The sequence below is a fragment of the Flavobacterium gilvum genome, from assembly GCF_001761465.1.
Classification (GTDB): domain Bacteria; phylum Bacteroidota; class Bacteroidia; order Flavobacteriales; family Flavobacteriaceae; genus Flavobacterium; species Flavobacterium gilvum.
Map to the genome: position 1 here is coordinate 133,824 of NZ_CP017479.1, position 12,683 is coordinate 146,506.

Genomic DNA, 12,683 nt, shown 5'->3' on the forward strand with positions numbered 1-12,683 from the left:
TCATTTTAAACATTCAGTTGTTTTTTATTCTTAAAAAAATATTTCACTTTTAAAAACGGATACCTTAATTAATCTCTCATTTTATAAACTATCTCTAATATCAAATTTTTTTATACGGATAAGATTATAACCTTTTTTAAAAAAAAGAATAATTATAATTCCCATTAAAATCCTTACAAGAGAAAAAATGCTAGTCTTTAAACTTAGCAAGTTCTTTAAAATTATTTTAAAATTATTTATACATTCCTTATAACCTAATATTAATCGAAGTTGATAAAAAAAATGAATCAGTCTGTACATCACATATTTTTTTAACTGTAAAGTTTTCACATCGTCTAAGAAATTGTTTTCAGAATTTAAGTAATCAAATATTTTTTGAAAATAATCAAATTGTGACTGCAGACTAAAAGGGTTGTTAATCGATTCACTATCTATGCTACTGTGTCCTCTGCGGACATAAAACAAAACATCTTCAAGGTAACAAAATTTAGCTCCTTCAATTAATCTTCTGAAATTAAAATCAGTCTCATGAGCATTATACAAAGTCTCATCAAACAACAATTTATCTTGTAAAAATTTCCTCCTCCACAAAGAGGATGGCGTTAGAAAAAAAAGTTTACCTATAATAAAATTGCAAATAGAATTCTCATCAAAAATTATTTCTGGGTTAAAATTTTCGTTCGCATCAAAAACTGATTTTGTGAATTTCTTTGAAAGACTATTACAAAAATCGAACTCTTGTTTTTGCTCTAAAACTTGAACTTGTTTCTCCAAAAAATTAGGATGCATAATATCATCACTGTCAAACCATTTAAGATATTCGCCTTTACTCAATTCAAAACCGTAATTTCTACAGGCATTGGCTCCTTTTTTTCTATCTAACGGTCTCTGATGGTATTGAAATCTATTATCTTTTTTGATATAATTACTAATAAGAGAAGCTGTATTATCAGTACTTCCATCATCTACAATAATGCATTCCCAATTTTCATGACTCTGCACAATTATGCTTTCTAAAGTCTCGCCAATTAAGTAAGCACGATTGTAGGTTGGTATTATTATAGAAACTAAATTATTCAAGATCTAAATAGTTTGGATTAATTTGAACATTTTTATTTCTGCTAATGACAATTAACTCTCGCATTTCATTCAATTTACGTAATTGTTTAAAAAAACCTAAAGCCTTTTTTAAATCTAATTTGAAAAAATTATATAATATCTTTTTATATATTTTTTCCCTTTCGGAAATAATAGTTTTAGTTTCAAATACTATGTTTATATTAGCATATTTAACTGCTATTTCTTTTTTGTATATATTAAAAAATTTTTCTGAAAACAACTTAACCTGCTCCGATTTTGGTTTATGACTATCGTGCCTTACAAAAGTATCAGGAACAATACCTATCTTCATGTTATGATATAATAATCTCTGACAGTAATTATTATCTTCACCGTAATGATAAAAAAGAGGATCAAATCCTCCATTTTTTTTTAGTACAGTAATAGGCAGCAACCATGCTGCGGCCTGGACAAAATTAATATCATAAATTTCTTTTAATTGGTTTCCTAAAACAAAATCAGAATAAAAAGATCTTGAATCATCCTCTCCCATAAATCTAAAAAAATAAGTCTCTAGAAGTTTTCCTGAATAATCTAATTGAATAGGACTTAGAATACCATATTCTGGATTTTTCTGTGCTGTTCTCACTAAATTTTCTATCGTGTTTTCGTTTACAAAAGCATCTTGATTTAACAAAAAAACAAAATCAGCATTTTGTTTAAAAGCATATGACATTCCAATGTTGTTTGCTTTTCCAAACCCTAGATTTTCATTTTGTGAAAAGAAAATTATTTCGGAAAAATTTCTTGTTATAAAATCTTTCGTTCCATCAGTACTATTGTTATCTACAACTATTATCTCAACCGGAATTGAACTATTTAAAACACTATTTAAACATTCTTTAATCCAATTCATCCCATTATAAGTAACAATTACAACATAAACTTTACTCATTTTAAACTTTATTATTTTTAAATTAAATCATAGATGTCTTTTATTATAGCTTGATTTACTAAAATTTAAACTTTTTTAACATAGCTTTAAGCATCAAGATTTTATCTACATAAATCAATTTTTGTGGATTAATAACAGCATATTTCTCAACAAAATCATCAATAGAATTTGACTCTAAGAAATATAATTTATTCCAAATTTCCGGATATAAGGGATGTATGTTTTTTTGATCACTATAATTCTCACTATTTAATGATTTCCAAAATTCAAAATATTTTATCGTATCAAAATCATCACGATGTCCCCAATTGGTAATTTTCATAAGTATTTCTTCATTTGTCCTTGCCCAGGACTGATGAATTACATTAATATTAGTATATACCTTTCTGATTTTATCATTATTTCGGCCAAATGTGTTACTCGTCTGATTGGTAATAAAAGGGAACTTTTCATCATTTTGTATATATATATATCCCTCAGGAAGCTTTTTAAACAAGGTTACCAATTTCCCTTTAAAACAAATTGGAGACATTTTTGGAAACAATGTAAAATACCAATATTTTTTAAGATATTTTGCAATCGTCTTAAATTCATAAACATATTCATCAACATCTAATTGAATTTTCCAACCTCGCCCCAATTTTACTAAAACCATATTTCGTTCTCTTATTTCGTTCTCTGTTGGAGATAAGTTGGGCAAATAAAAGATATCAAAATAAAATTCAATTTTATTTTTCACATCATACTTTTTAACTTCTTCAAAAAATGATTGTGGTATATCAAAAGTGTTTCCGCTCCAAGTTTTTCTATCTTTATCAATAGCTACAACAATTTTATCTACATGGTTATATAATTGTTTAACCGATGTTAAAAACATACTGTAGTCATACGATACAAGATATCCGACTTTTATTTTCATTTTAATCTCTTTTTGGCAACATAAAGGTTATAAGGTTTAAAAATGTTCAAAAATGACTTCTTTGGAAAATTTACATGAATATAACTTACCTCTTTAGATGTAATTCTCAAGTTATTTATATTCCTCATAAAAGCATCGACTCTTTTTTCAAACAATTCACCTCCATAGTTTGGATATCTTTCTGAATCAATATTTTTTTCACTATAAATTTGAGATTTAAAAACCTCACTTTTAATTAAATAGCATTGATCCGAAAATCCATAACCAACGTAAAAATCATCAATTTCGCAATGAGCTTCATTTTTCGCTTCCTCAAAATTATTATTCCAAGTGGGGTTTGCAACAATAAACCTATCATCCTTTTCTAAGTTTTCTACAGCTTTTTTAATCCAATCAAAACCAATATTATTTACAAATGAATCGCTCGAAAAATGAAATAAATAATCTGTTTCACAAAAATATATACCTGTTAATTCGGCAATCGAATAATTAAAACCTCCATTAAAAGAATCTTTCTCTAAGTTAAAATATTTAAGAACAATTTTTTCGTGCGAATTCACCACAATAATTTTATCAATAACGCCATCAGTTACTTTTTTTTCAGCATATTTAAGGACTTCATTAACATCATTTACATTGTTAATTATCAATTGCTTTAAAAAAAAATCGTGGTTACAATTGTTTATTAATTTTTCTAAATAATTACCATATAGGATATACTTCCAATCATTTTCATAAACTTTTATTTCAAAAGTTACTTTCATACTTTTCTTTTTTCTCTACACTCAAAAACTATGGTTACATACTAAGATTCTAATTCTTCAATTTAAAATAGCACATAATTCTGTTTAGTAAATAGAATTATGTGCTATTTTAAATATTATACTCGATTTTAATTAATTTCCCATTTTTATCAACTCTCCAAGAACTTGATTCATTACAATTTTCCAAGTAAAATTTCTGTTCATCCGTTAACCTGTTACTATCGATATACCATCCTCCGTGCTTTGCCGCATAAGGGTATTTCGTTCTACGCCCTCTTAAAAATGAATTCTGATTATGATCATATCGAGGTCTGTATAATGCAAATGTTGTATCAATAGCTGCCATAAAATTCCCATCATTTGTACAATGTTGCCAAAATCTGGATTCCCATTTTAGTATTTTTTCTCTATTTACATTAGTAATAGGAATATCATCAATTTTTAAACTGAATCCAACTTTTGTAATTTTTAAATCTTTATCAAGTATTTTTTTAAAATACAATAAAAAATCTTCCGGACATTCTGAGATTGGATTAATATCTGCATCTGTTACAACATAGTAACCTTTCGAATATTTTTTATATAATTCCTTAACTTTCCAAAAAACTAAATGTCCATAATTTTCCTTTAAACGATGAATAGTTACATCAGATTCAATTTTATCAAAATATTCCAGTAAAGGTTTATAAGTCGAATTATTATCAATTATTACTATATTCTTAAAATTATTTTTCTTTAAAAAATCGATTAATTGTTTTAAATAAAAAAGCTGATTGAAACTGATAATTATTATTGGAATTAATTTGTGATCTTTATTTTGATTAATTACAGTTTTATTAAAAAAATCATTCTTCAATTTAACATATGCTGCATTGGCTGAAATAATTTTCTTTTTTAAAACCAGCTTTATCCCTATAAAATCAATAATGTTTATCAAAAATCTTCTCATACTAAAAACCAGCTTTCATTCTGTAAAACACAGATTTAACAATAATCTCACCTGTTTCCTTAATGCCAATTTTCTTAAAAAAATCTGGATATTTAATTAAACCTAAAAAAATATTCCCTAAAGAATATGTCACAGATTTTTTCTTATATAAATTGTATAGATATTTCTTTTCCTGATTTATATAGTTTAAAAACAATTTTTCATCATAAATTTCTCTTTGATTGTTTAAAATTACTAGAGAATCAAATAAATCTATTTTACTTTTTATTTTTTTTATAACAAATTGGTTATTTAAATTCTGTGCTGATAAATCAAATGAGTAAACTTCTGCATCGAATAAAGGATCTATCATTGTCAGCATTCTAATTCTTACTTCTCTCGAAACCTTGTTCTGTTTTGTACTTCTGATTATTGAAGTTTGTTGAGGATGTGTTCTATAATATAATAAGACTTCTCCAATATTAGCTAGTTCTCCTAAGAAGACTAAACGTGACCATAAATCATAATCTTCCGCTGGTTCCATTACTGAATCATATTGAAGTCTATTTGTTTCTAATATTCTTTTTTGAAACATTACTGTGGGATGAGCTATATAGCATGCTGAAATCAATTTTACTTTTATTGCATTATGAGATAATGGATGATCACAAACTTTATTTGTACCTATTATCTGATACAATGTTCCACATAAAATTACATTTGGATGAGCATCTAAAAAGGCTACCTGTTTTTCAAATCGTTCTGGCAAACTAATATCATCACCGTCCATCCTTGCTATATATTCACCTTTCGCAATTTTTAAACCATAATTTAAACTATTTGTATATCCTGTATTTACTGGCTTTTTAATTAGTTGAATTCTGGCGTCATTATATGATTTAATAATATGAACTGTTTTATCAGTAGATGCATCATCAATAATCAAAAACTCAAAATCTTTAAAAGTCTGATTTAAAACACTTTCGACAGCTTCCTTGATATACAATTCACAATTGTACACTGGCATTAAAACTGTTACTTTTGGATATTTAAAATTAACCATAGAAAATATTATCTAAACTTTATTTTTAATGCTTTTATTAATAAATTAAGATAAAACCTAACTCCCTTCTTCCCTGCATAAATTGTTTCCAATTGCTTTTTACAATTATTTATACTATTATCCTTACCCATTGACAAATTTGGATGAACCAGATGTTTTCCTAAAAAACTTTCCAATGATCCTAATTTCACCTTTAAATCTTTCCTTTTTGTGAATAAAAGCATGTTTTGTCTATACCATGAATCAACTTTTTGGTTATCCCAAAAAACAGGCCTCAAAACATCAAAGAGTTCAAATCCTTCATTTTCAAATTTTTCAATCCAATATTTAGGCTCTTGTTCATTAATATGATTTTGTCCTCCCTGCTTTGGTATTGCCGCGGAAAAAATTATTGTATCACTTAAATCAGTTAAAGTCTTAATAAAAATATTAGCACTTTCAATACCTAAATGTTCAGCAACTTCTAATGAGATTGCCAGATCAAATTTAATTTCGGATTTATAAATCTTCTCTAAATCAAAATCAACAAATTTATTTTTATCAATTTTGAGTAAACTTTTATCTACATAATCTCCATCAATTCCTAAAATATTAACTATGCCATTATCTTCAAAAATTTTCAACCAAGTACCAATACCGCAACCAACATCCACAACTGATTTTGGTTCTAACAATTGTATAATATATGGTACTACTTCATTAGCCGCTTTAAAATTATGTATAGTCTCTTCATGAACATATCGAATATTATCTGTCATTTTTAATTAAATTTAATTTCTGAATCATAAAAATAATTCAACTTTTCTTGAATTGGTTTTCGTGCATCTAAGCTTGGCAATACATTAAAATAAAATGCATCTAATATAGTATCTACATTATTCTCCTGATCTCCAAAATAAATATCTACTTTATAACTTTTAGATTTAATCAATCTAAAGACGGGAAAAGTTAATATAATTAAGCCTTCTTTCCCCTTCTCTTTTAAACTATCTCCTGTATTTCTATTATTTATACCTAAAACAGGTAAATCCTCATCATCTTTTATAACAATACCTAATACAGGTTCCTGATACTTTATTTTATTAAAATAACTAAAATGAAATTCGACCTTTTTCCCAGTTAATAAAGAATTTGTTTTCTTTCCATCGCAAAAAATTTCAACATTTAAAATACCTTCTTCTTTATTCTTTTTATTGGTATTAACAGTAAAATCAAAAAAACTTGAATTAAACAATTGTGATTCATCTAACCCTTGATTAGCATTTAAATATAAATCAACAACTTCATCAATACCTCCTTCAAATTTGACCTCCCCTTTCTCCAACAACACGCCCCTCGTACATAAACTTTTCACCGCCGCCATATTATGACTCACAAACAAAACGGTTCTTCCTTCCCCTTTTGAAATGTCCTGCATTTTACCAATGGCTTTTTTCTGAAACTCAGCATCTCCCACAGCCAAAACCTCATCGACTACCAAAATTTCTGGTTCCAGAAAAGCAGCAACAGCAAAGGCCAGTCGCACAGTCATACCGCTGCTGTAACGCTTAACAGGCGTGTCAATGTAACGTTCACAACCTGAAAAATCGATAATTTCGTCAAGTTTAGAAGCAATTTCTTTCTTGGTCATTCCAAGAATAGCGCCATTCAAAAAGATGTTTTCACGACCTGTCATTTCACCATTGAATCCCGTACCCACTTCTAGTAAAGAAGCGATACGTCCTCTAGATTTGATATTTCCTGTTGTCGGAGCCGTAACTTTAGATAAAATTTTTAAAAGTGTCGATTTTCCAGCTCCATTTTTTCCTATAATACCCAAAACTTCACCACTTTCTACCTCAAAATTAATATCCTGCAACGCCCAGACATAATCAGATGTTCCCTTTGTAGAACGGTCATTAGTATCCCCAATTTTTAGATATGGATCTTCCTTTCCAAGAATCTGATGCCACCAACGGTTTAAATCATGCTTCAATGTACCCGTACCCACTTGCCCCAAGCGATATTGTTTAGAGATATTTTCGGCCTTTAATATTATATCTTTACTCATGTTATTTAAAATTCAAACTCAACTAATAGTTAAAAACAATTTACTATTTATCAATTAAACCGTATCAATAAAACTCTTTTCGGTCTTATTAAAAACCAATAGTCCAATAAAAAACACTAGTAGTGTAACAGCAAAAGTATAACAAAGTCCTAAAACTGAAATGCGTCCAACATTTAAAAGCATATAACGGGAAGTCTCTATTATATAAGCAAGAGGATTGTATTGCACTAACCATCCATATTCCGGAAGCCTTTGCTTAATTAATTCCATTGGATACATCACCGCCGACAGATACATCAATAATTGGATTCCAAAAGAAACCAAATAGCTGAAATCTCTGTATTTGGTAACCATAGACGAAATTAACATTCCGAGTCCCAATCCCAAAATACCCATAACAATAATTAATATCGGAAAAAACAATACCAACGGATTCAATACCAAACTGGCTCCTCTGAAAAAATAAAAAAGATAGAAAAGAATAAAAATGATAAATTGGATTCCAAATTTCACCAAATTGGAAATAACAACTGAAAGTGGTGTTATGATTCTGGGGAAATACACTTTGCCAAAAATACTTGCATTGGCTTTAAAGGTATCTGAAGTTCCGTTAAGACAAGCCGTAAAATAATTCCAAACTGTGATTCCGGCCAAATTAAATAAAAATGGCGGTACAGTTCCTGTTTCAATCCCAGCAACAGAATTAAAAATAATAGTAAATGTAATAGAAGTAAACAAAGGCTGAATCAAGTACCAAAGTGGTCCTAATACAGTTTGTTTGTAGACAGTGACAATATCTCTTTTGACAAATAGAAAAAGTAAATCGCGATAGTGCCAAATTTCTTTAAAATTTAAAGAAAAAAAATTATTCTTTGGCGTTATCTCAAACAGCCAATCATTATCTGTGGTATTTTTAGTATTCATTATTTTGTGGGACTAGAAACAATAAATTCAATATGTAAACTTATCATGAATTTAAACAAAAAGCAAGTGTATCAATTTAAATGAATACTTATTTTAAATCTTAAAAAAAACACTCCTAACCAAAAAAGGTTTACAAAGACACCTTTGTAAACCTTTTCTACAACTTTTTATTAAAACTTTTATTTATCCAAAATTTCAAAAGTAGAGTTCATACTCTTAAATTCGGGAACTATGACTTTCATCTTCGAAACAATGTCGTCATTATCAAAGAAATTGGCTATACCAATCAGTTCATTAATATCCAGATGCAAATTTTCAAATTCATCCTGAATTTCCTGAGCAATCATAATTTTTTCGTGATACGTCGGTAGCGTCTTAGCAGTATCATTTAACAATTCTTCATACAATTTTTCACCTGGGCGTAAACCTACAACTTCAATTTTAATATCCCTCTCAGGAACAAAACCAGCCAATTTGATCATTTTTTTGGCCAAATCCAAAATTCGCACAGGTTTACCCATATCAAAAATATAAATTTCGCCTCCATTCCCCATAGCACCTGCTTCCAAAACCAACTGACACGCCTCTGGAATAGTCATAAAATAACGAATAATATCGGGATGCGTAATTGTAACGGGGCCTCCATTGGCAATTTGCTTCGTAAACAAAGGAACTACCGACCCATTAGACCCCAATACATTCCCAAAACGGGTGGTAATAAATTTAGTGGCATTTTCTTTGTTGTCCTTCAAATTTTTTATTTGCAAAGATTGTACATACTTCTCGGCAATTCTTTTACTGGCTCCCATAACATTACTTGGATTAACTGCTTTATCAGTAGAGACCATAACAAACTTTGTCACTTCATATTCACAAGACAAATCAGCCAAATGCTTGGTTCCTTCTATATTGGTCAAAATCGCCTGTGATGGATTTTCCTCCATCAAAGGAACATGCTTGTAAGCGGCAGCATGATAAACCACTTGAGGCCTATACAATTTGAAAACTTTTTTCATTGCTTCCTTATTCCTGATATCGGCAATGACATTGTGAATTTTTGATTTCGGATGTGACTTTTCCAATTCAAGACTTAAATGATGCAAAGGCGTTTCGGCTTGATCCAAAATAATCACCTTATGGGGATTGAATGTCAAAACCTGTCTAACAATTTCACTCCCAATAGAACCTGCTGCTCCTGAGATTAAAACGGTTTTGTCTTTCAGCTGCTTTGAAATGGACTTATTATCCAAAACAATTGGCTTTCTTTCCAATAAATCTTCTATTTCTATATTTTTTACTTTTTGTGAAATCTCTCTTTGATTTTCCCAGTCGGAAATCAAGGGCACCGTGTAAACCCTATAATTAAATTCCAGACATTGATCAACAATTACCAATTGTTCGTCTTTACCCAAACTTTTATCGGCCATAATAACAGCCTCTGCTCCAACAGAACGCATTAAAGAAGGCAATTTTTTCTTTTGAACCAAAATAGGTAAATCCAACATTCTCTTCGAAGCATTTTGGTTGTTTCTGTCTACAAACCCTACAATTTTAAAACGGGTTGGCGTCTCAAACTTCAACGCATTGGCCACCGAAATTGCGTTCGCATCAGTCCCATAGATGACGGTTCTAATTAATTTGTTTGCACTCTTATCGGAAAGATACAATTCAAATGTTTGTTTGACAACAACACGGTACAGAAACAATCCGCAAAAAGAAAGTACCACGTTGATAAAAAGAGCAGTTGTCAGAAATACCCTTTCATTATACAACAACTCATAGGTGAAATTAAATATAAGGAACACCATCAATACAGACATTTGCGAAAACAAAAGCTTGACGGCATCTATATAAGAAGAATGTCTGATAATCCCAGAATAGGTTCTAAATAACCAGAAAAAGAAAATATTTATACCAAAAAAAGAACAGACAAACAACACATCACTGGTCGTATTAATATATCTCAATCCCGTACCCCTAAAAATAAGCATGGTAAAGAAAAAAGCTACTATCAAAACTGAAAAATCAATCATAATAATAATCCATCTTGGCAGATAGCTTAAATTACGAATGCTCAATTTTAAATTATCTCTTGAAAAAAATCCAGAATACACGGAATCCTCACGCATAATATACGGTATTTAAATTTCTATACGAAATGAATAATCTAAGCAAAAATACAAATTATTAGGTATGCTAAAACAAATTAACCCTATTGAAAAGCAATTTTTAAACAAAACAAACAAAAACTTGTCAATTGTCATTTTTCAAACATCTCATTCTTTTAAAAAATAAACCAAACGAATTCTTCACTATTCCCCAGAACGAAACGGATGAGTTCAAGTTTCTTTTTCTAAATAGCAGAAGTTATTTTCTTTCCAAAAATAAACTTAAATGTTTCAACAATTATTTTTAAATCCCCGAAAAAACTTTGGCAATAATAATACTCTAAATTCAATTGTACTTTGTCGGGAAAAAGAACATTATCATTATAGGACAAAGAATCTTCCTGCTCCCTCAGCAAAGCTTCTTCATCAAAATATTTTAAGGAAGCCAAACCAGTCAGTCCTGGTTTCAATTCTAGAATTTTTCGATTTTCTCCTTCCAATAAATTATAATAACCGGCGATATCGGGTCGGGGTCCCACAACACTCATTTCCCCTTTTAAGATATTAATCAGTTGTGGAAGTTCATCTAGTTTATATTTCCGTAGAAACTTTCCTATCTCGGATATTTGAAAAACCTTACTATTCGGCAACATTTGAATAGTTCGAAATTTATATATTTTAAATCTTCGACCAAACTGTCCAATTCGCTCTTGAATAAAAAACCCATTACTTTGCGTATCGACAATAGCCAAAAACCAAGTCAGGAACAACAACCATGAAAATAATGAAAGCCCAATTACCGAAAATACAATATCAAAAAAACGTTTAACTATCGACTTCAATTGAATATTGATACTATGTGTTTTTAAAACCGATTCCATAACTCAATAATCATAAAAAATGACCTAAATAATTACGCTTTTTAGATTTATTTTTTGTACAACATTTTTTCTAACCCATAAATAAACAATCACTTGAAATAGCAAAAAGAATACAATAACGGGAACAGTTAATTTCCCTATGCTTTCTAAATAAATCACCACTACATTAATTATCAATTGGGTACCTGAATACAATAGCGATACAAAAATATGTGAATAACCTAATTCATTGGCTAAGTATTGGTACAAATGCGATCGATGGGGTTCAAGGATATTTTCCTTCTTTTTGATTCGGGTAAAAATGGTTATAACACCGTCAATTCCATAAACCGATAAAAAAAACAAATAGCCAATTTGTCCAGAAAGCATAATGGTTTTAATCATAAAATAAGCTAAAAATACAGCCATACTAATACTACCTACATCGCCAGAAAATGTTTTTGCTTTTTTTCTGACATTGAAAAAACCGAAAGCACAACAAGATAAACCAACAGTAAACAATAAAGGAAGACTTTCCTTGCTGACCTCTAAAAATGATAGGCTGGCAATGACAACAAAAGAATAGAGAACAGTAATCCCATTAATTCCGTCCATAAAATTAAAAACATTCACCCAGCCAATAAACAAAATAAATATAATAGGCAAAAGCCAAATGGCAGCTTCAGAAAACAAATTTAACTCCCAAAAAATCAGCACAATCGCTACAGCTTGTGAAACAAATCGAGGCAACGTAGGCAGCGGTTTTATATCGTCTATGAAACTTACAATTGACACCAAAACAACTGCTACAACATCAATCCATGAAACATATCCCAACAAACAAGCTGTCAAAATCGCAATAGGAAAAATAATTCCTCCTCCTCGCAGCGTAATGTTGGTATGCGAAGAACGGCTATTGGGCTTGTCGATAATATTGTAATAATCAGCTATTTTGAAATAAATCAATTCAATAATTATGAATAAAATCAATAAAATGGCATAAATCATATAAAAGTCCTCGTTTTTTTTTAAGTCAGCTACTTGCGCTTCCAA

The 12,683-nt window shown here is 29.5% G+C and carries 12 protein-coding genes; all 12 read right to left on the minus strand.

The window, feature by feature from the left end; genetic code table 11:
* Nucleotides 1-81: 81 nt before the first annotated feature.
* Nucleotides 82-1,080, minus strand: coding sequence for a glycosyltransferase family 2 protein (locus tag EM308_RS00645; protein WP_070261763.1), 999 nt, complete (start codon nt 1,078-1,080; stop codon nt 82-84).
* On the minus strand, nt 1,073-2,014 hold the full coding sequence (locus EM308_RS00650) for a glycosyltransferase family 2 protein (RefSeq protein WP_070261764.1): 942 nt from the start codon (nt 2,012-2,014) through the stop codon (nt 1,073-1,075). Before EM308_RS00650 ends, EM308_RS00645 begins: the two co-directional genes overlap by 8 nt.
* A 58-nt stretch (nt 2,015-2,072) precedes the next feature.
* Nucleotides 2,073-2,933: a hypothetical protein gene (locus tag EM308_RS00655; RefSeq protein ID WP_070261765.1), complete on the minus strand. Its 861-nt coding sequence runs from the start codon at nt 2,931-2,933 to the stop codon at nt 2,073-2,075.
* Nucleotides 2,930-3,697 carry a hypothetical protein gene (locus EM308_RS00660; RefSeq protein WP_070261766.1) on the minus strand — a complete coding sequence of 256 codons (768 nt, stop codon included), beginning with the start codon at nt 3,695-3,697 and terminating at the stop codon, nt 2,930-2,932. Before EM308_RS00660 ends, EM308_RS00655 begins: the two co-directional genes overlap by 4 nt.
* 109 nt (nt 3,698-3,806) lie before the next feature.
* Nucleotides 3,807-4,646, minus strand: a complete 840-nt coding sequence (locus EM308_RS00665) for a glycosyltransferase family protein (RefSeq protein ID WP_051877789.1) — start codon at nt 4,644-4,646, stop codon at nt 3,807-3,809.
* Between the two features lies 1 nt (nt 4,647).
* Nucleotides 4,648-5,688 carry a glycosyltransferase family 2 protein gene (locus EM308_RS00670; RefSeq protein WP_051877788.1) on the minus strand — a complete coding sequence of 347 codons (1,041 nt, stop codon included), beginning with the start codon at nt 5,686-5,688 and terminating at the stop codon, nt 4,648-4,650.
* Between the two features lie 8 nt (nt 5,689-5,696).
* Nucleotides 5,697-6,446, minus strand: coding sequence for a methyltransferase domain-containing protein (locus EM308_RS00675; RefSeq protein ID WP_051877787.1), 750 nt, complete (start codon nt 6,444-6,446; stop codon nt 5,697-5,699).
* A 2-nt stretch (nt 6,447-6,448) separates the two neighbouring features.
* Nucleotides 6,449-7,738 carry an ABC transporter ATP-binding protein gene (locus EM308_RS17830; protein WP_083273904.1) on the minus strand — a complete coding sequence of 430 codons (1,290 nt, stop codon included), beginning with the start codon at nt 7,736-7,738 and terminating at the stop codon, nt 6,449-6,451.
* A 54-nt stretch (nt 7,739-7,792) separates the two neighbouring features.
* Entirely contained in the window at nt 7,793-8,662 is an 870-nt protein-coding gene (locus EM308_RS00685) for an ABC transporter permease (protein ID WP_035637420.1), read from the minus strand.
* Between the two features lie 179 nt (nt 8,663-8,841).
* Nucleotides 8,842-10,791 carry a polysaccharide biosynthesis protein gene (locus tag EM308_RS00690; RefSeq protein ID WP_035637418.1) on the minus strand — a complete coding sequence of 650 codons (1,950 nt, stop codon included), beginning with the start codon at nt 10,789-10,791 and terminating at the stop codon, nt 8,842-8,844.
* A gap of 224 nt (nt 10,792-11,015) precedes the next feature.
* A complete protein-coding gene (locus tag EM308_RS00695; RefSeq protein WP_231926278.1) occupies nt 11,016-11,603 on the minus strand; it encodes a sugar transferase in 588 nt (195 codons plus the stop codon).
* A 72-nt stretch (nt 11,604-11,675) separates the two neighbouring features.
* Nucleotides 11,676-12,683, minus strand: a complete 1,008-nt coding sequence (locus tag EM308_RS00700; RefSeq protein ID WP_231560013.1) for an MraY family glycosyltransferase — start codon at nt 12,681-12,683, stop codon at nt 11,676-11,678.